Annotated in this window: 17 protein-coding genes; 2 read left to right on the top strand and 15 right to left on the bottom strand. The window is 54.7% G+C overall.

Going from position 1 to position 20,292, the window contains the following annotated elements:
* Positions 1 to 60: 60 nt before the first annotated feature.
* The 12 genes from nuoL to lrhA form a co-directional block, all read right to left on the bottom strand.
* Positions 61 to 1,902, bottom strand: a complete 1,842-nt coding sequence (gene nuoL, locus BFV64_RS15640) for an NADH-quinone oxidoreductase subunit L (protein ID WP_014884634.1) — start codon at positions 1,900 to 1,902, stop codon at positions 61 to 63.
* Entirely contained in the window at positions 1,899 to 2,201 is a 303-nt protein-coding gene (nuoK, locus tag BFV64_RS15645) for an NADH-quinone oxidoreductase subunit NuoK (RefSeq protein ID WP_003861496.1), read from the bottom strand. Before nuoK ends, nuoL begins: the two co-directional genes overlap by 4 nt.
* Complete coding sequence (nuoJ, locus tag BFV64_RS15650) at positions 2,198 to 2,752, bottom strand: NADH-quinone oxidoreductase subunit J (RefSeq protein WP_008500212.1); 555 nt, start codon at positions 2,750 to 2,752, stop codon at positions 2,198 to 2,200. Before nuoJ ends, nuoK begins: the two co-directional genes overlap by 4 nt.
* 10 nt (positions 2,753 to 2,762) lie before the next feature.
* Positions 2,763 to 3,305 carry an NADH-quinone oxidoreductase subunit NuoI gene (nuoI, locus tag BFV64_RS15655; RefSeq protein WP_003861491.1) on the bottom strand — a complete coding sequence of 181 codons (543 nt, stop codon included), beginning with the start codon at positions 3,303 to 3,305 and terminating at the stop codon, positions 2,763 to 2,765.
* 13 nt (positions 3,306 to 3,318) lie between these two features.
* A complete protein-coding gene (nuoH, locus tag BFV64_RS15660) occupies positions 3,319 to 4,296 on the bottom strand; it encodes an NADH-quinone oxidoreductase subunit NuoH (RefSeq protein WP_008500211.1) in 978 nt (325 codons plus the stop codon).
* Positions 4,293 to 7,016, bottom strand: a complete 2,724-nt coding sequence (nuoG, locus tag BFV64_RS15665; RefSeq protein ID WP_023330966.1) for an NADH-quinone oxidoreductase subunit NuoG — start codon at positions 7,014 to 7,016, stop codon at positions 4,293 to 4,295. The genes nuoH and nuoG overlap by 4 nt, the downstream gene beginning before the upstream one ends.
* Positions 7,017 to 7,070: 54 nt before the next feature.
* Positions 7,071 to 8,408 carry an NADH-quinone oxidoreductase subunit NuoF gene (nuoF, locus tag BFV64_RS15670; protein WP_006811381.1) on the bottom strand — a complete coding sequence of 446 codons (1,338 nt, stop codon included), beginning with the start codon at positions 8,406 to 8,408 and terminating at the stop codon, positions 7,071 to 7,073.
* A complete protein-coding gene (nuoE, locus tag BFV64_RS15675) occupies positions 8,405 to 8,905 on the bottom strand; it encodes an NADH-quinone oxidoreductase subunit NuoE (protein WP_014884636.1) in 501 nt (166 codons plus the stop codon). The genes nuoF and nuoE overlap by 4 nt, the downstream gene beginning before the upstream one ends.
* A 2-nt stretch (positions 8,906 to 8,907) precedes the next feature.
* The gene (nuoC, locus tag BFV64_RS15680) at positions 8,908 to 10,710 is read right to left on the bottom strand and encodes an NADH-quinone oxidoreductase subunit C/D (protein ID WP_137984545.1); all 1,803 of its coding nucleotides are present in this window, start codon (positions 10,708 to 10,710) and stop codon (positions 8,908 to 8,910) included.
* An 89-nt stretch (positions 10,711 to 10,799) separates the two neighbouring features.
* Complete coding sequence (gene nuoB / locus BFV64_RS15685) at positions 10,800 to 11,474, bottom strand: NADH-quinone oxidoreductase subunit NuoB (RefSeq protein WP_003861482.1); 675 nt, start codon at positions 11,472 to 11,474, stop codon at positions 10,800 to 10,802.
* A gap of 15 nt (positions 11,475 to 11,489) precedes the next feature.
* Entirely contained in the window at positions 11,490 to 11,930 is a 441-nt protein-coding gene (nuoA, locus tag BFV64_RS15690) for an NADH-quinone oxidoreductase subunit NuoA (protein WP_069602269.1), read from the bottom strand.
* 630 nt (positions 11,931 to 12,560) lie between these two features.
* Entirely contained in the window at positions 12,561 to 13,499 is a 939-nt protein-coding gene (gene lrhA / locus BFV64_RS15695) for a transcriptional regulator LrhA (RefSeq protein ID WP_014884638.1), read from the bottom strand.
* Between the two features lie 940 nt (positions 13,500 to 14,439).
* On the opposite strand from lrhA, the gene alaA reads away from it, so the two are divergent.
* The gene (gene alaA, locus BFV64_RS15700) at positions 14,440 to 15,654 is read left to right on the top strand and encodes an alanine transaminase AlaA (RefSeq protein ID WP_003861471.1); all 1,215 of its coding nucleotides are present in this window, start codon (positions 14,440 to 14,442) and stop codon (positions 15,652 to 15,654) included.
* Between the two features lie 208 nt (positions 15,655 to 15,862).
* On the opposite strand, the gene BFV64_RS15705 is transcribed toward alaA, so the two are convergent.
* Positions 15,863 to 16,891: a DDE-type integrase/transposase/recombinase gene (locus BFV64_RS15705; protein ID WP_081330968.1), complete on the bottom strand. Its 1,029-nt coding sequence runs from the start codon at positions 16,889 to 16,891 to the stop codon at positions 15,863 to 15,865.
* A gap of 177 nt (positions 16,892 to 17,068) precedes the next feature.
* On the opposite strand from BFV64_RS15705, the gene yfbR reads away from it, so the two are divergent.
* Positions 17,069 to 17,668, top strand: coding sequence for a 5'-deoxynucleotidase (gene yfbR / locus BFV64_RS15710; protein ID WP_014884639.1), 600 nt, complete (start codon positions 17,069 to 17,071; stop codon positions 17,666 to 17,668).
* A gap of 52 nt (positions 17,669 to 17,720) precedes the next feature.
* Here the strand turns inward: yfbR and BFV64_RS15715 are convergent, their stop codons facing one another.
* A complete protein-coding gene (locus BFV64_RS15715; protein ID WP_023338572.1) occupies positions 17,721 to 19,553 on the bottom strand; it encodes an SLC13 family permease in 1,833 nt (610 codons plus the stop codon).
* Positions 19,554 to 19,628: 75 nt separating this feature from the next.
* Positions 19,629 to 20,288: a sugar phosphatase gene (locus BFV64_RS15720; protein WP_069602270.1), complete on the bottom strand. Its 660-nt coding sequence runs from the start codon at positions 20,286 to 20,288 to the stop codon at positions 19,629 to 19,631.
* Between the last annotated feature and the right edge of the window lie 4 nt (positions 20,289 to 20,292).

The following is a 20,292-nucleotide window of genomic DNA, read 5'->3' on the forward strand; positions in this document are numbered from 1 at the left end:
TTTTAAGGCCCCCAGCAGGGGCCTGATTTTCAACGAATTCGAATAAAATTCACTTAACGATCAACGCAACACCATCAGCAGCGCCAGCACGACAACCGCACCGATGCTCATGGACGCCACATACCAGCGCAGGTAACCGTTCTCGCTGTACAGCAGGCCTTTACCTGCAAAGCGGGAGAGGATCGCCGGGATATTCATCAGGCTGTTCAGTGGGTCGCGCTTCAGCAGCCACGCAATGCCCAGGAACGGCTTAACGAAGATCATGTCGTACAGCCAGTCGAAGCCCCACGCGTTGTACCACCAGGTGCCCAGCAGACGGCCAGGCGCGCTGTTGGCAACGGCGGTCACCAGCGTGCGTTTGCCCAGCCACAGCCATGCCGCAATCAGGATGCCCGCAATAGCGACTACACCGGAGGTGATTTCAAGCGTCAGAACGCGACCGTGCTCAAGCTCGGTGGTGTCTGGCAGTACGCCCTGCAGCGGCGGCACAATCATTGCGCCAACGAAGGTGGACAGTACCAGCAGCACAATCAGCGGCAGGTGGTGGGTAATCCCCTTCCCTGCGTGAGCGTGAATTTGTTCTTTACCGTGGAATACGATGAAAATCATACGGAAGGTATACAGGGAGGTCATGAATGCACCGACCAGACCCGCAACCATCAGATTGATATGACCATTCGCCATGGCACCCGCAAGGATTTCGTCCTTACTGAAGAAGCCCGCGGTGATCAGCGGCAGTGCCGCCAGCGCCGCGCCGCCCACCAGGAAGCAGACATACACCAGCGGAATGGACTTACGCAGTCCGCCCATCTTGAAGATGTTCTGCTCGTGGTGGCAGGCCAGAATCACCGAACCGGATGAGAGGAACAGCAGCGCTTTAAAGAACGCGTGCGTCATCAGGTGGAAAATGGCCGCGTCCCACGCCTGAACGCCCAGCGCCAGGAACATATAACCAATCTGGCTCATGGTGGAGTACGCGAGAACGCGTTTGATGTCGGTCTGTACCAGCGCAGCAAAGCCTGCCAGCACCAGCGTGACCGCACCGACGATACCCACCAGATGCAGAATTTCCGGGGTCATCAGGAACAGGCCATGGGTACGCGCAATCAGGTAGACACCGGCGGTGACCATGGTCGCGGCGTGGATCAGCGCGGAGACAGGGGTTGGACCCGCCATCGCGTCGGCCAGCCATGTCTGCAACGGCAGCTGTGCGGATTTACCCACAGCGCCACCCAGCAGCATCAGCGTTGCCCACCACAGCATGTTGTTGCCTGCAGCGAAGTGCGCTGGCGCCAGTTCCACCATTTCGCGGAAGTTCAGCGTGCCCAGTTCGTTGTAAAGAATGAACAGCGCGAAAGCGAGGAAGACGTCACCCACGCGGGTCACGACGAACGCTTTCATGGCCGCTGCGCCATTCTTCGGATCGGTGTAGTAGAAGCCAATCAGCAGGTAAGAACACAGACCCACGCCTTCCCAGCCCAGATACATCAGCAGCAGGTTATCGGCCAGCACCAGAACCACCATGCTGGCGATAAACAGGTTGGTGTAGGCGAAGAAGCGGGAGTAACCCTCTTCACCGCGCATATACCAGGAGGCGAACATGTGGATCAGGAAGCCAACGCCGGTGACCACGGAGAGCATGGTCAGCGAGAGGCCGTCCAGCACCAGGTTGAAGCCGATGTTGAAATCACCGACCGACATCCAGGTCCACAGCGGCACGCTGAAAGGCTGACGTCCGTTGTTAAAGAAGTCGATCCCCGCATACGCTGTGACCAGCGCAGCCAGACCGATTGAGCCAATGCCCACGGTCGCAGACAGATTCTCAGACCAGCGGCCGCGAGAAAACGCCAGCAGCACGAAGCCAATCAGCGGAAAAATAATGGTTAAGGCAAGCATGTTCATCCACGCAACTCACTTACTGAATCGATGTTCAGATTCTGGCGGCGACGATGGAGCTGCAGCAACAGCGCCAGGCCAATACTCGCTTCGGCAGCCGCGAGGCTGATGGCGAGAATGTACATCACCTGACCATCGGTCTGGCCCCAGTAGCTTCCGGCGACCACGAAGGCCAGCGCGGAGGCGTTAATCATGATTTCCAGACCGATCAGCATAAACAGCAGATTGCGGCGGATAACCAGACCGGTCAGACCCAGAACGAATAAAATCGCAGCGAGGATCAGTCCATGTGTTAAGGGGATCATGCGCGCTCCTCCGTTTTTCTTTTCGCGCGGTCGTCAGTGCGGTTGCTCAGCACCTCGCCAGCACGCTCTTCGCGACCAACGTGGAAAGCAACCACCAGGCCTGCCAGCAGCAGCATAGAGGCCAGTTCCACCGCCAGAACGTATGGGCCAAAGAGCGTGATACCCACCTCTTTAGCGCCGATCGGCGTGCCGTCGATGCCCTGATCGTTCACGCCCAGAATGGCGTAAACAATCACCACCAGCATGATGGCCGACAAAATTGCCGGGCCAATCCACACCTGCGGTTTTAACCACTGACGTTCCTGCTCAATTTCAGAGCCGCCCAGGTTCAGCATCATCACCACGAACACGAACAGCACCATAATGGCCCCGGCGTAGACGATGATTTCCAGCGCACCGGCGAAGTGCGCGCCCAGTGCGAAGAACACCCCGGAGATAGCCAGCAGGGAGATGATTAAGTACAGCAGCGCATGCACCGGATTGGTGTGCGTAATCACTCGCAGCGTTGCCAGGATGGCGATAAGGCCACAGATATAAAAAGCGAATTCCATTGCCCTCTCCTTACGGTAACAGGCTCTTGACGTCGATAGGCTTAGCTTCGTTCTCTGCTTCGCCCTTATCTTTGCCGTCGATTGCCATACCCGCCATCCGGTAGAAGTTATATTCCGGGTATTTGCCCGGACCGGAAATCAGCAGATCCTCTTTCTCGTACACCAGGTCCTGACGCTTGTACTCACCCAGCTCGAAGTCTGGAGTCAGCTGAATCGCCGTGGTTGGGCACGCTTCTTCACACAGACCGCAGAAAATGCAGCGTGAGAAGTTGATGCGGAAGAACTCAGGGTACCAGCGGCCATCTACCGTCTCTGCTTTCTGCAGAGAGATACAGCCGACCGGACACGCTACCGCACACAGGTTACAGGCAACGCAGCGCTCGGAACCGTCCGGGTCGCGCGTCAGCACAATACGGCCACGGTAGCGCGGCGGCAGATATACCGGCTCTTCCGGGTACATCCGGGTTTCGCGTTTGGCAAACGCGTGCAGGCCGATCATCCAGATACTGCGTACCTGGGTACCGAAGCCTACCAGTAATTCTTTTAAGGTCATGGTCTATAGCCCCTTATGGCTGCTGCCAGAGAATGACAGCTGCCGTTACCAACAAGTTGACGAGCGTCAGCGGCAGGCACACTTTCCAGCCGAAGGACATTACCTGGTCATAACGTGGACGCGGTAACGCTGCGCGAATCAAAATGAACATCATCATGAAGAACGCGGTTTTCAGCGCGAACCAGATGAACGGCGGTAAGAACGGGCCATGCCAGCCACCAAAGAACAGCGTTACCATCAACGCGGAAATGGTGACGATACCGATGTACTCGCCCACGAAGAACAGACCGAACTTCATACCGGAATATTCGATGTGGTAACCGTCGGCCAGTTCCTGTTCGGCTTCTGGCTGGTCAAACGGGTGACGGTGACACACTGCCACGCCCGCGATAGCAAAGGTAATAAAACCAAAGAACTGCGGGATAACGTTCCAGATGTCAGCCTGGTTGTTGACGATGTCGGTCATGTTGAATGAACCGGCCTGCGCCACCACGCCCATCAGGGAGAGTCCCAGGAACACTTCGTAGCTCAGCGTCTGCGCGGAAGCACGCATCGCACCCAGCAGCGAGTATTTGTTGTTACTGGACCAGCCTGCGAACAGGACCGCGTAAACCGCGAGGCCTGCCATCATCAGGAAGAACAGAATGCCGATGTTCAGGTCAGCGACCACCCAGGTCGGGCTAACGGGAACGATAGCAAATGCCAGCAGCAGCGAGGTGAAGGCGATCATCGGCGCCAGCGTAAAGATCACGCGGTCCGAGAAGCGCGGGATCCAGTCCTCTTTAAAGAACATCTTGATCATGTCCGCGACCAGCTGGAGTGAACCACCCCAGCCCACGCGGTTCGGTCCGTAACGGTTCTGGAACAGACCGAGCAGACGACGTTCACCGAAGCTCATGAACGCGCCGCAGGTGACCACCACCAGCAGGATAACAATCGCTTTCAGAATGCTCAGCAGGATGTCGATAAGATCCGGCGTTAACCAACTCATGCTTTTGCCTCCTGCAGATTATCAAGACGCGCACCCGCCAGAACCGGCGCGATGCCTGGCATACCCATCGGCAGACCCACCTGCCCTGCTGTCAGACTTTCAGAGATAATCAGCGGCAGGCTGATGGTCTGGCCGTCATAGCTAAAGGCAATGTTCGCACCCGCGTTAACGCCAAGCTTTGCGGCATCCGCCGGGTTGAGCTTGATGTACGGCTGCGGCATACGGGTCTGGAAGACAGGTGAACGCTGGGACAGCTCGTCGCTACCGAACAGATGGTAGTACGGCGCAATACGCCAGCTACCGTCCTGGGCCTGGAAGCTTGCTGGCACGGTCGTGAAGAAATCCAGACCGGTTTCAGACGCTTCAATCAGACGCACGCCCGGATCGCCGTGGCGCAGGGAACCGCCCACTTCAGCCTGGAACTTGTTCCACGCCTGCGGGGAGTTCCAGCCCGGAGCCCATGCGAACGGGATTTGCGAACGCGGCGCAGACGGCTGGTTGTTCCCTTCCATTGAGAAGGCGAACATGGTGTCTTTATCCTGCGGCTGACGCGGTTCGTGTACGCTGATGTTGGCACGCATTGCGGTACGGCCACTGTAGCGGTGCGGTTCACGTGCCAGTTTCTGGCCGCGAATACGGAAGCTTGCTTCAGGGGCTGCATCTTTAATGCCCGCCAGCTGAGGCAGTTTTTCCACCACCGCGTCGATAACGTGGTCAAGCTGCGTCCAGTCCACTTCACGGCTCTGTACGGTGCTGTGCAGGGAGTGCAGCCAGCGCCAGCTTTCCAGCATCACGGTGTTGCTGTCGTAGTACGCCGGATCATAGACCTGGAAGAAACGCTGTGCGCGACCTTCGTTGTTAATAACGGTACCGTCACTTTCTGCGAAGCTTGCCGCAGAGAGCACCAGGTGTGCTTTGTCCATGATCGCGGTGCGCTGATGGTCGATGACCATGACCAGCGGCGCTTTGGAGAGCGCGGCGTCAACGCGAGCGGCAGAAGCATGGCGATGCAGGTCATTTTCCAGCACCACAACGGCATCCGCAGAACCAGACTCCAGTTCGCTTAACGCCGCTTCCAGCGAGCCGCCGCCAATCATACCCAGACCAATGCTGTTCACCGCACGGGCAATCATGGTCACACCAACATCTGCACCACGGCCTTTCAGCGCTTTAGCCACGTTAGCTGCCGCCTGAATGATCTCCGCGCTACCGGCGTTGGTACCGGAAATAATCAGCGGTTTCTTCGCACCTGCCAGGGCCTGAACAATCACGTCAACCTTGTTTTGCAGATCGCGATCCAGTTCAACGGCGGGAGAGTTGTTGTCCAGCGCGTGGGCGATGGCAAAGCCAAGGCGTGCCTGATCTTCAACCGGCGCGCAGTAGGTCCACGCAGCGATATCGTCCAGACGGGTGTTGTCGACGTTGGTCACAAACAGAGGATGCTTCGCACGCTGACCGATGTTCAGGATCGCCGCAATCTGCCAGTCAGCCACTTTCTGCGCCGCAGCCATTTCACGTGCTTTTCCTTTCACCGCCTGACGAACCGCCAGAGCCGCGCGTGCGCCGGTCTGCGTCAGGTCTTCACCCAGCACCAGAACCGCATCGTAGGATTCAATTTCGCGCAGCGCAGGGGTATGAATACCGCCTTCACGCAGCACTTTCAGAACCAGCTGCAGACGTTCCTGCTCGCCCTCGGCGATGCCGGTATAGAAGTTCTCAGCCCCAACCAGCTCACGCAGCGCGAAGTTGCTTTCGATGCTGGCGCGCGGGGAACCGATACCGATCACTTTCTTAGACTGACGCAGAATATCTGCCGCGCCCTGCATCGCCTGCTCAGCGTTCAGGGTAATGAAGTCGTCACCACGGCGCTGAACCGGCTGACGCGGACGGTCTTTCAGGTTCACATAGCCATAGCCGAAACGACCGCGGTCGCACAGGAAGTAGTGGTTAACGGTACCGTTGTAACGGTTTTCGATACGACGCAGTTCGCCGTAACGCTCACCCGGGCTGGTGTTACAGCCGAGGGAACACTGCTGGCAGATGCTAGGCGCAAACTGCATGTCCCATTTACGGTTGTAACGCTCGGAGTGGGTTTTATCCGTGAATACGCCGGTCGGGCAGATTTCTACCAGGTTACCGGAGAACTCGCTTTCCAGCGTTCCGTCTTCCGGGCGACCGAAGTAGACGTTGTCATGCGCGCCATACACGCCCAGATCCTGACCGTCTGCGTAGTCTTTGTAGTAACGCACGCAGCGGTAGCAGGCGATGCAGCGGTTCATTTCGTGAGAGATGAACGGCCCCAGATCCTGGTTACGGTGGGTACGTTTAGTAAAGCGATAGCGACGGAAGCTGTGACCGGTCATTACGGTCATATCCTGAAGGTGGCAGTTACCGCCCTCTTCACAGACCGGACAGTCGTGCGGGTGGTTGGTCATCAACCATTCCACCACGCTTTCGCGGAACTGTTTGGCTTCTTCGTCATCAATCGAAATAAAGGTGCCTTCGGTGGCTGGCGTCATACAGGACATCACCAGGCGACCACGCGTGTCTTCCGCGTTTTGATATTGCTTCACCGCACACTGGCGGCAAGCACCGACGCTGCCCAGCGCCGGATGCCAGCAAAAGTACGGAATATCGAGGCCAAGAGACAGACAAGCTTCCAGAAGGTTGTCCGCCCCGTTGACTTCGTATTCTTTGCCGTCTACATGAATCGTAGCCATTAGCATGCTTCCAGTTGGCTCGGTCGTAACCGAGCGTTAATCAAAATTCTGTCTTTACCAGCGTGCTTTCAGCAGGTTCGGCTGAATCCCATTGATAGAATGGGTATTGCTGAACGGCTGCTTGATGCCTGCTTCGAATTCGTCGCGGAAATATTTAATCGCGCTCTGCAGCGGCTCGACGGCACCCGGTGCGTGGGCACAGAAGGTTTTACCCGGGCCAAGGAATCGACACAGTTGCTCAAGTGTCTCGATATCGCCCGGCTGACCTTCGCCGCGTTCGATAGCACGCAGGATCTTCACGCTCCACGGCAGTCCGTCACGGCAAGGTGTACACCAGCCGCAGGACTCGCGGGCAAAGAACTCTTCCAGGTTACGCACCAGCGAAACCATGCCGATCTCGTGGTCGACGGCCATCGCCAGCGCCGTACCCAGACGGCTGCCTGCTTTACCAATGCTTTCGAATTCCATTGGCAGGTCAAGATGGGCTTCGGTCAGGAAGTCTGTCCCTGCACCACCTGGCTGCCAGGCTTTGAATTTCAGGCCATCACGCATGCCGCCCGCGTAGTCTTCAAGAATTTCGCGTGCGGTGGTACCGAACGGCAGTTCCCAGACACCCGGGTTTTTCACGCGACCGGAGAAGCCCATCAGCTTGGTACCGGCATCCTTACTTGAAGAGATGCCCTGATACCACTCCACGCCGTTGGCGAGGATAGCCGGAACGTTACACAGGGTTTCAACGTTATTGACGCAGGTCGGTTTACCCCATACGCCGGAGCTTGCCGGGAACGGTGGCTTGGAACGCGGGTTCGCGCGGCGGCCTTCCAGGGAGTTAATCAGCGCGGTCTCTTCACCGCAGATATAACGCCCTGCACCGGTGTGCACAAACAGTTCGAAGTCAAAACCCGTGCCCAGGATGTTTTTACCCAGCAGACCGGCTTCGGTGGCTTCGGCAATCGCACGACGCAGGTTTTCCGCCGCTTCGATGTACTCACCGCGCAGGAAGATGTAGCCACGGTAGGCTTTCAGCGCAAACGCGGAGATCAGCATGCCTTCCACCAGCAGGTGCGGCAGCTGTTCCATCAGCAGGCGGTCTTTATAGGTGCCCGGCTCCATTTCATCAGCGTTACACAGCAGGTAACGGATGTTCATGGATTCGTCTTTCGGCATCAGGCTCCACTTCAGACCGGTGGAGAAGCCCGCACCGCCGCGACCTTTCAGGCCAGAGTCTTTCACCGCGTTAACGATGTCGTCCGGCGCCATGCCGCCAAGGGCTTTACGCGCACCGGCATAGCCGTTTTTGCTCTGGTATTCGTCAAGCCATACCGGCTGTTTGTCATCACGCAGACGCCAGGTCAGCGGATGCGTCTCAGCAGTACGAATTACAGTTTTCATTTGTACTGCTCCAGCAGGTCAGGAATCGCTTCCGGCGTCAGATGGCTGTGAGTATCCTCATCAATCATCATGGTCGGCCCCTTGTCGCAGTTACCCAGGCAGCAGGTTGGCAGCAGAGTAAAGCGACCATCGAACGTGGTCTGGCCCGGCTTGATATTGAGTTTCTTCTCAATGGCAGCCTGAATGCCCTGATAACCGGTAATGTGGCAGACCACGCTGTCACAGTAGCGGATCACATGGCGGCCCACCGGCTGACGGAAGATCTGGCTGTAGAACGTGGCTACGCCTTCTACGTCACTGGCCGGAATACCCAGCACTTTTGCGATCGCGTAGATCGCCCCATCCGGCACCCAACCACGCTGTTTCTGTACGATTTTCAGCGCTTCAATGGACGCCGCACGCGGGTCTTCGTAGTGGTGCATCTCGTGCTCAATGGCGGCACGCTCTGCGTCACTCAGCTCAAAAGCCTCGGTTTGTGGTTGTTGATTCTCGTGCATAATTAGCGGTCCACATCTGACATAACAAAATCGATACTACCCAGATACACAATCAGGTCGGAGACCAGACTGCCGCGAATGGCGGACGGGATCTGCTGCAGGTGCGCAAAGCTCGGCGTACGCACGCGGGTACGGTAGCTCATGGTGCTGCCGTCACTGGTCAGGTAGTAACTGTTAATACCCTTGGTCGCTTCAATCATCTGGAAGGATTCTTGCGCCGGCATGACCGGGCCCCAGGAAACCTGCAGGAAGTGAGTGATCAGGGTTTCGATATGTTGCAGCGTGCGCTCTTTCGGTGGCGGCGTGGTCAGCGGGTGATCCGCTTTGAACGGGCCTTCCGGCATATTGTTGAGGCACTGCTCAAGGATGCGCAGACTCTGGCGCAGTTCTTCCACTTTCAGCATCACGCGGGTGTAGCAGTCGGAAACACCGCCGCCCACCGGGACTTCAAAGTCGAAGTTCTCATAGCCAGAGTAAGGACGGGCTTTACGCACGTCGAAATCAATACCGGTCGCACGCAGACTTGCACCTGTCGTCCCCCACTCCAGCGCTTCTTTTGCGCCGTAGGCAGCAACGCCCTGGGAACGGCCTTTCAGGATGGTGTTGCGCAGTGCGGCTTTCTCGTAAGAGGCCAGACGTTTCGGCATCCAGTCGAGGAATTCACGCAGCAGACGATCCCAGCCGCGCGGCAGATCGTGTGCCACACCGCCGATACGGAACCAGGCCGGGTGCATACGGAAACCGGTAATCGCTTCCACCAGATCGTAGATTTTCTGACGATCGGTAAAGGCGAAGAAGACCGGGGTCATCGCGCCGACGTCCTGAATGAACGTGGAGATGTACAGCAGGTGGCTGTTAATACGGAACAGTTCTGACAGCATTACGCGAATCACGTTAACGCGATCCGGCGTAACGATACCCGCCAGTTTCTCAACGGCCAGCACGTAAGGCATTTCGTTGACGCAACCGCCGAGGTACTCGATACGGTCGGTATACGGAATGTAGCTGTGCCAGGACTGACGCTCGCCCATCTTCTCAGCACCACGGTGGTGGTAACCGATGTCAGGAACGCAGTCGACAATCTCTTCGCCATCAAGCTGAAGAATAATACGGAATGCACCGTGCGCAGACGGGTGGTTCGGACCGAGGTTGAGGAACATGAAGTCCTCGTTTTCGGTACCGCGCTTCATGCCCCAGTCTTCCGGCTTGAAGGTCAGTGCTTCCATCTCCAGATCCTGCTTGGCTTTGGTCAGCTCAAACGGGTCGAATTCGGTTGCACGTGCCGGGTAGTCTTTACGCAGCGGGTGGCCGGTCCAGGTCTGCGGCATCATGATGCGCGTCAGATGTGGGTGGCCGTCGAAGGTCATGCCGAACATTTCCCAGGTTTCACGCTCATACCAGTTCGCGTTCGGGAAAAGTTTGGTGATCGTCGGCAGATGCATGTCGTTTTCAGACAATGCCACCTTGAGCATGATATCCGTGTTGCGGTCTATTGAGATCAGGTGGTAGAAAACGGAAAAATCCGCAGCAGGGAGACCCTGGCGGTGAGTACGCAGACGCTCATCCATGCCGTGTAAGTCAAACAGCATGACGTAAGGTTTTGGCAATTTCTTGAGGAAATCGACCACTTCCAGTAATTGTTCACGCTTCACCCAAACAACGGGTACCCCGGTGCGGGTCGCCTGAACGGTAAAGGCATCCGGCCCAAAACGGTTGCGCAGTTCGCCAATGACGGGGTCATCCAGATGATCCCGTGTCTGCCATGCGGCTTCTTGCGCGGTTAAGTCGGTCATATTGTTCACCATTGCAAATGGTCCGTGGTGACTGTTAAGCCTGGCTTCGCGCTATTTGAGTAGTGATATGCGAAGGTGTTCTCCAGGCCCACAGGCGCAAATTAAATTTCGTCAGGCGTACGCAGGTTGGTGACGGCAATACGTTCACCACGTTTACGCTCGCGCTCAGATTGCATGTTCGCGCGGTAGACACCCTGATCGCCAACAACCCATGAAAGCGGACGACGCTCTTTACCGATAGACTCCTGCAGCAGCATCAGCGCCTGCATATAGGCTTCTGGACGCGGCGGGCAGCCCGGGATGTAAACATCCACCGGAATGAACTTATCAACGCCCTGCACAACGGAATAAATGTCGTACATGCCGCCAGAGTTTGCACATGCGCCCATGGAAATAACCCATTTTGGCTCCAGCATCTGGTCATAAAGACGCTGAATAACAGGTGCCATCTTGGTAAAGCAGGTACCGGCTACCACCATCAGGTCAGCCTGACGCGGGGATGCACGCAGTACCTCGGCGCCAAAACGCGCAACGTCATGCACCGCAGTGAATGACGTCACCATTTCAACGTAGCAGCAAGAAAGGCCAAAGTTGTAGGGCCAGATAGAGTTCTTACGACCCCAGTTGACCATATCGTGCATGGCATGTTCGAGTTTGCCCATGTACACGCTTTTGTTGACTTCTTGCTCCAGGGGGTCGGTTACGATCTCCTGTTTTTGCAGGGGGTAACGGTCATTCTCACCGTTAGGATCTATGCGGGTGAGCGTATAATCCATCTTATTGCCTCGCTGTTACTGCTGACGATTAGAGATACTGTTTTCCGGGTTGATGTGTTCACGACGTGAACGCGCAGGCGTCCATTCAAGCGCGCCAATACGCACCAGATAAACCAGACCGGCCAGTAACACTAAAATGAAAATTGCGGCCTCGACAAAGCCCACCCAACCACTTTCGCGGATGGAGGTCGACCATGCGAACAGGTAGAGCGCTTCCACGTCGAAGATGACGAAGAACATCGCTACCAGATAGAACTTGGCAGACAGGCGTAAGCGAGCGGAACCTACTGAATCAATACCTGATTCGAAAGGTGTGTTTTTGTGCCTTGCACGGGCGCGACCGCCCAGGAACCAGCCGCCGACTAACATCAGGCAGCACAGGCCAATGGCTACAATAAGAAAGATTGCGAATGCCCAGTGATGAGCGATGACTTCTGTGGATGTTGACATACTCATTGCTTACTCATCAAAAGTGATACCGCCGACACTGCTCTTGCTGGCAGATAGGCATCACATCGATTCATGGGGAGGAACAAATAACCTTACACTAACTGTCTGAAATGAGACGTAGACAGCAAAATGATGGGGTTTTTTACTCCTTTCTATAACCTTTTGTCAACTTTAACAAAGGTTTCTTCACATTAAATTACATCGAGCGATTCTCATTAACATTTGGTGCCCTTTAACCCTGGTGGGTACATGACTTTCCGTCAAATGCAGGTTGTTGAATCGTGTCCGTTTTGGAAGTAAAAAAAATAACCCTCCTATTTTGACAGGATTTGCCAACGATTCCTCCCCCCAAATAGGAGTATTTTCTTGATCTGAGACACGCTTTTGTTAATTCAACCAAAAAACCAGCAACATATTTGCTGTTTTTTTAACATCGTTAGGTTATGGATGAAGTTAGAACTTAAAACGAACAGAATTTAAGCAAAAGCATTTATGGCATTGATAAATAGAGCCTATTTATGAAGCCCCTTCGTCAAACAGGGATAATTTTGACAAAAAAAAGCCACTGCGTGCGAAAACGACACGAGTGGCTTTTTTTTACACTTACATTTTGTTACCAGAATTTTGAGCGTTTGATCACTCAAAGTCACCTTCAACGATCAGGGAATCATCCCCTCCTTCGGAGGTAACATGCTCGTACTGCCACGGGTTATGGTAGTTTTCCATCGCCTCGAACACCACTTTCGCCAGCTCGTTATGACTGGACGCATTATGGCAAAGCAGATACTCAGTATCTGGCAGCGCAGGAAGACCATCAGATTTACCGAGAACGCGCAGGTCAGGGCTCATCATCTCCACCGGACGGGCCGTTACGCCAAGTCCTGCTTTGACGGCGGCACGCACCGCAGGCAGCGTGGACGCTACATACGCCAGACGCCATGGAATATTGGCTTCATTTAATGCCGTCAGCACCATATCGCGGAAAGGGCTCGGATCGTCCAGTAAAACCAGTGGAACGGGCTCCCCTTTTTGCAACACATATTCAGCCGCGCAATACCAGTGCGTTGGCGATCTGCGCAACGTCAGGCAATCAAACTGCCCGGGACGATGCGTGGTGACCACCAGATCGACCTTATTCTCATTTAACATCTCAACCATAAAAGCATTGCGCTTGACGCTCACATCCAGCGCAAGTTTCGGATAAACCGAACTAATTCGGTTGAGAAGAAACGGTAATATCGTATCCGCTGACTCATCAGATGCCCCTAAGGTTAACACCCCCTGAAGGTTGCTAAACATAAGTGACATACATGCTTCATCATTAAAGCGAAGAATTTTCCTGGCATAACCCAGTAGCTGAATACCGTGTTCCGTTAAGAGCTTATTGCGTCCGTGACGGGCAAAAAGCTCTTTACCGACCAGTTGCTCCAGCCGCTGCATTTGCTGGCTAACGGCGGACTGAGTTCGGCAGACGGCGGCAGCAGCTGCTGCAAAAGTGTTGAGATCGGCGACCGCAACAAACGTTCTCAGCAGATCGAGGTCGAGATTCATTATCGGACGATTTGCATTTATCATATCTATTCACTTTCAGGTTGCTCGTGCGGAGCTGCCCGGGTTGAAGCTGTGTGTGTAACAGTTAAGCAATTCCCTCTGAAGATTTTCCCTCGCATCCCGGCCCGGCAGACTGCCTGACAGATAGTTATTGTGCTGCTTTATATCAACAGTCAGAAAGCACGTTTCATGACGATATTTTTATTCTCTTAAACGTTCAGGATATTTAGATGTTCGCAGGTTTATGTAAATTACATTAAAGGCGTGACACCTTTTCTGCCATCTTTATCGCAGCGCTGTCAACGTAGCAGGAGATGTTTTACACATTCCAGCCAGAGATAACTCTAACAATAACAATCAATTAAATCGGAAAACCAGTTTCAGATATACAACATTTGGGTATCTTTCATCTGCTTTACCTAAAGACATCTTAACCCAAATCCACTTTATTTATAAGTCTTATTGCAATATTAAGGAGTAAAGCGCTTTGTTAAGCTTCTCAACTAATTTTATTAAAATTAACTAAAGTTGCATTTTGTTGGTTAATAATAAATAAATTTTAATTTCGATTAAGGTCATTCATTAATAACACTTAACATTATTTTCACATGAGTAACTTTTAGCCGCTGCAGGGTATTACTGCAAGATTTTTTCAACACTCAGGTTTTACGAAAAGTCACGCAGCGTGACTTCCGTCTCTCCTCTACGGGTCATTTATTTTACACCGGGATAATATCCATTTTTTACAATGATTTTCAGCACAATCACCCTTAACAAACGCATTTGACCTTACGTTACGACAGTAAAAGCGTCAACAAACAGCAAAAAAGATTCACCAGAATTTCACAACATGCACAAAATCTTCTACTGCACACCCTTCAAAACGAAGCGTGGGGGGAGTACATTATTCCGTGCTGACTTCCACGGCAGGGAGTGGCAATAATAGCGAAAAGGTTAAAGGTTCATGTCCCCTATCGAAAAATCCAGCAAGCTAGATAACGTCTGTTATGACATCCGTGGCCCGGTTCTGAAAGAGGCAAAACGCCTTGAGGAAGAAGGCAATAAGGTTCTGAAGCTCAACATTGGTAACCCTGCGCCATTTGGTTTTGAAGCGCCGGATGAGATTCTGGTTGATGTGATCCGCAACCTGCCCACAGCGCAAGGCTATTGCGACTCAAAAGGACTTTATTCCGCACGTAAAGCCATTATGCAGCACTACCAGGCTCGCGGCATGCGTGACGTTACCGTAGAAGATATCTACATTGGCAACGGTGTCTCTGAACTGATCGTCCAGGCCATGCAGGCGCTGCTGAACAGCGGTGACGAAATGCTGGTTCCCGCGCCAGACTATCCGCTGTGGACGGCTGCCGTATCACTGTCCAGCGGTAAAGCTGTCCATTATCTTTGCGACGAATCCTCTGACTGGTTCCCGGATCTGGATGATATTCGCGCGAAGATTACCCCTCGCACGCGCGGCATCGTAATTATCAACCCGAACAACCCGACGGGCGCGGTCTACTCAAAAGAGCTGTTGATGGAGATCGTTGAGATCGCCCGCCAGCACAACCTGATCATTTTTGCCGACGAAATTTACGACAAGATCCTCTATGACGCGGCGCAACACCACTCCATTGCCGCGCTGGCCCCGGACCTGTTGACCGTTACCTTTAACGGCCTGTCTAAAACCTACCGTGTGGCCGGTTTCCGCCAGGGCTGGATGGTACTCAACGGCCCGAAAAAGCACGCCAAAGGCTATATTGAAGGGCTGGAAATGCTGGCGTCTATGCGTCTTTGCGCCAACGTGCCGGCACAACATGCAATCCAGACCGCGCTCGGTGGCTATCAGAGCATCAGCGAGTTTATCGTCCCTGGAGGCCGCCTGTACGAACAGCGTAACCGCGCGTGGGAGCTGATCAACGATATCCCGGGCGTCTCCTGCGTGAAGCCAAATGGGGCTCTCTATATGTTCCCGAAAATCGACGCGAAGCGCTTCAATATTCACGACGATCAGAAGATGGTGCTCGATTTCCTGTTGCAGGAAAAAGTGCTGCTGGTTCAGGGGACGGCATTTAACTGGCCGTGGCCGGACCATGTGCGTATCGTGACGCTGCCGCGCGAGGACGATCTCGAAATGGCTATCAGCCGCTTCGGGCGATTCCTCTCAGGTTATCATCAGTAACGTAGCCATTCTGCCGGGTAGCGCTGCTGTATGACCGGATACATAGGTGACAGATCAGACCGGGAACATAGGTAACACTTTTAGTCTATCCGGAGCACACTCTGGGTTTTTCGGTCGTAGTACGCAAGCGTTATCCCATTAAAGATGATGGCCTCAAGGCCATCATCTTGTTCTTCCAGCATGATGTACTCCCCAGTCAGTGCTTCACTCAGGAACACCGTACCTTTTTTTCCATATAGAGGGTCCCCCTCGATTTCACCCTGTAGACTGTACCTCCTTCCGGATAAGCATATTCAGGAACACGGCCATCCCAGTGTCGGTTTGAGGGTTGCCATACCGTTCCGGGCGTTGCTCCCGCCAGTGCTTCATGCGGCCTTTCGTAGTTAAATTCTTTCCGGTAGTCACTGAACCACCGCTGTTGTTCTTCCATCGTCATGAAGGTGTTGCCCTGTTTCACCGCACTTTTCAGGGAGCGGTGCATTCGCTCATGGCGGCCATTTTCTTCCGGATGCCCCTTTCTGATACGCTCCGGCCTGATGCCCAGCTTGATTAGCCAGACGGCAAGACGACTTAATCCGGCTATTCCTGTTCCCGCGAAGGGCTGGCCGTTATCGGTTCTAAGCACTTCCGGCAGACCATATTCCAGGAACGCATCCGTCAGGCACTCTCTGACAAAGGGTTCACTCTCACGGTGTGTTCCCCGGCAGCTGAGCAGATACCGGCTGTGATTATCGGTCAGGGTGAAAGGATGGCAGTACTCTCTGCTGAGCAGCCTGAACTTGCCTTTAAAATCAGCGCTCCAGACCTGATTGTTCTCACTGATGATGGTCAGGGGCTGGCGATTGCCTGGTGTTCTGCGTTTTCGTTTTTTATCCGGAACCAGGCCTTCGCGCTTGAGGATATCGCCGATAGTGCTGGCGGCAGGTACGGTAAAATCGACGTGATGATTGAGCAACCACATCCGCAGTTTTTTTGGCCCCCAGTCAGGGTGTTTTTGACGCAGGGCAGTCAGGTGTCCGGCGATATCATCAGGAACCGTCCGGGAGTGGGAGCGTGGCGCACGCGACCGGTCCGAGAGAGATGACAGGTCAGAAGGGTCAAAACGCTGAAGCCATTTATAGCCGGTTTTACGGCTGATGCCAAAAAGACGGCAAAGCGCGGAGAAGGAGTCCGTACCTGCATGGCAGGCACGGATAAAATCAAGGCGTTGCATAGGTCGGGTCTCAGTCCAGGGCATAGCGAGTCTCCTCTTCTATGCCAGTTATAACTGTTACCCATGTATCCGGTCTAAAGTGTTACCCATGTTTCCGGTTCATACCCTGCGCTTACCCGGCCTACAAAATCCGCAAATTTGCATCTTGCCTCCCCTCCCCGCACAATGAAGTCCTGTCGCAGTGAAGACAAAAGGTAACCTATGAGTCAGAGTCATTTCTTTGCCCACCTCTCCCGCCTGAAACTCATCAACCGCTGGCCGCTGATGCGCAACGTGCGCACAGAGAACGTATCAGAGCACAGTCTTCAGGTTGCCATGGTCGCGCACGCGCTGGCCGCCATTAAAAACCGCAAATTTAACGGGCAGGTGAATGCCGAGCGCATCGCATTGCTGGCGATGTACCACGACGCGTCAGAAGTGTTAACCGGTGATCTGCCGACGCCGGTGAAATATTTCAACTCACAGATTGCGCAGGAATATAAGGCCATTGAGAAAATCGCCCAGCAGAAGTTGATCGACATGGTGCCGGAGGAGCTGCGCGATATCTTTGAACCGCTCATCGACGAGCATCAGTATACGGAAGATGAAAAGTCGCTGGTCAAACAGGCCGACGCGCTGTGCGCCTATCTGAAGTGTCTTGAAGAGTTGTCTGCGGGCAATAACGAGTTTTTACTGGCGAAAACGCGTCTGGAAAAAACCCTGGCATCCCGCCGCAGCGACGAGATGGATTATTTTATGCAGGTATTTGTGCCGAGCTTCCATTTATCGCTGGATGAGATTAGCCAGGATTCACCGTTGTAATTTTAGCCGGGTGGCGGCTTCGCCTTACCCGGCCTACGTTTCTGCGCTCACGCTAAAACGGGAATAAAACCGGAATTAACACCACGCACACCACCATCACCAGCACGGTGAATGGCACGCCAATCTTCACAAAATCGCTGAATTTATAATTTCCTGGCCCCAGCACCAGCGTATTGACCGGGGATGAAACCGGCGTCATAAATGCCGCGGAAGCCGCCATCGCCACCATCATCGCAAACGGGTAGGGTGACACGCCCATGGATTTCGCCATCGCCAGCGCAATGGGCGCCATCAGCACCGCCGTGGCGGTATTGGAGATAAACAACCCGATCGTGGCGCACATAATGAACAGGCACACCATCATCAAATACGGTCCGTACCCGCCGCCCATGTCCATGAGCCCTTTAACGATTAAATCTACCCCGCCGGTTTTTTGCAGCGCGAGGGCAAAAGGCATCATCCCCACGATAAGAATGATGCTCGGCCAGTGAATGGCTTTATAAGCGCTCTCGGCGTCGATACAGCGGAATTTCCCCATCAGCAGACAGGCAATGATGGCGGCTATGGGGTTTGGAATTTCATCGGTCAGCATCAGCGCGACCATCAGCACCAGACAAAAAATCGCGTGCGGCGCCTGGCTGTGCGCCGGAGACGCATCGCTCTCCTCAACCGGCATGTTGAGCACCACAAAATCACGCCCTTTTTGCCCGAGTTGGCTAATCAACTTCCAGTTTCCCACCACAAGGAAGATATCCCCCAGCAGGATCGGTTCATCCACGACGGCCCCTTCCATCGCCACGCCGTCGCGCTTCAGCCCCACGACGTTCAGGCCATACCGGGTGCGGAACCCCATTTCGCGCACGGTTTTGCCCAACAGTTCGGACTCGGGGATCAGCGAGACTTCAGCCATACCGACATCCAGCGCCTGATCGGAGAAATACTCCCCGCGCAGCACCATTGGCTCCAGCAGTTGTTCGCTGCAGAACTCGCGCAAATCCACATCCGCAGTGGACATATCGATCAGCAGGACGTCACGCGCCCGAAATTCCGATACGCCATTGACGTTGACGATCACCCGGCGAAAACGGCGCCAGCGTTCCACGCCGATCACGTTCGCCCCATAGCGCTCGCGCAGTTTCAGGTCGTCAAGACGCTGGCCGACCATCGGCGAGCCGGGGCGAATGGCCAGACGCCGTGCCCGCCCGGTGAGGCGGTACTCTTTGATGAGATCGCGGAAAGTGCGCCGCTTCCACCCGTCTTTGTTTTTGTCCTGGTTCTCGCCTTTCAGGGCAAAACGGGTCAGCAGCATATAGACCACGCCCATCGCCAGAATCACCAGACCCAACGGGGTGACGCTGAAAAAGCTGAAGCCCTGAAAACCTTCCCGGAGCAGCTCACTGTTGACGACCAGGTTCGGCGGCGTCGCCACCAGCGTCATCATACCGCTTATCAAACCGGCAAAACTCAGAGGCATCATCAGTCGCGACGGCGAGCTTTGCATCCGCATGGAGACGCTCAGTACCACCGGGATAAAAATAGCGACCACGCCCGTTGAGCTCATAAACGCCCCCAGCCCGGCAACCGTCAGCATCAGATAGATCAGCATTTTGGTTTCACTGCTGCCGGCCACTTTAACCAGCCACGCGCCCATGATGGTCGCCACACCGGTGCGCACCAGGCCGTCGCCAATAATAAACAGGGCGGCAATCAGGATAACGTTAGGATCGCTGAACCCGGAGAAAGCTTCCGGTAGCGTAAGCGTGCCGCTTAGCACAAACGCGACGATGACAAACAGGGCAACGGCATCCATGCGCACCTTGCCTGTGGCGAAGAGAATAATGGCGATTAAAAGCAGGCTCAGGACCCAAATCAGTTCACCGTTCACAACCTATCCTTGTCAGTGGAAGATGAGGAATTTTGCCATAAAAAAGCCCCAGCAACGTGGGGCTAAATCATGGGATTACATTTTTAGCGAGACGGTTACAACGCCATCGGGCGCCTTAGACACCGCCAGTGCCGTCAGGGAATCCAGCACAAAGTCCGCCTCACTCAGCCGGGGAGACCCCGCCGGAACGTTAACGGCAATGACGTGACTCCCGGCGTTCAGCCCGGCCAGCACGCCGGCCGCCGCGTCTTCCACGACCACGCACTCAGCGGGAGCGAGGCCCAGCAGTTCAGCGCCAAGCAGAAACGCATCCGGCTCTGGCTTGCCGCGTTTAACGCGTTCAGCGGTAATGAACACCTCGGGCTTCGGTAAACCGGCCGCTTTGTGACGGGCATGCGCGACCGGAACAGAGCCGGACGTGACGATAGCCCACGGGATCTGCGCTTCGTTAAGATTTTCAAGCAGTTCGCGTGCGCCAGGCAGTGCAGTGATACCCTCCGTATCGGTGGCCTCAATCTGCTCCAGGTATGTGAACTCCGCCTGAATCTCCTCCTCAGAACGCCCCGCTAAGAAGTGCCGCAATGAGGTTATGGCCTGCTTGCCATGGATGAAATTCAGTACGTCCTGATGGTCGATACCCTGTCTGTCAGCCCAATGGCACCATGAACGCTCCACAACCGGCAGCGAATCCACCAGCGTACCGTCCAGATCAAACAGAAAACCTCTACACTGCACACGC

This window comes from Enterobacter kobei, from assembly GCF_001729765.1.
Taxonomy (GTDB): domain Bacteria; phylum Pseudomonadota; class Gammaproteobacteria; order Enterobacterales; family Enterobacteriaceae; genus Enterobacter; species Enterobacter kobei.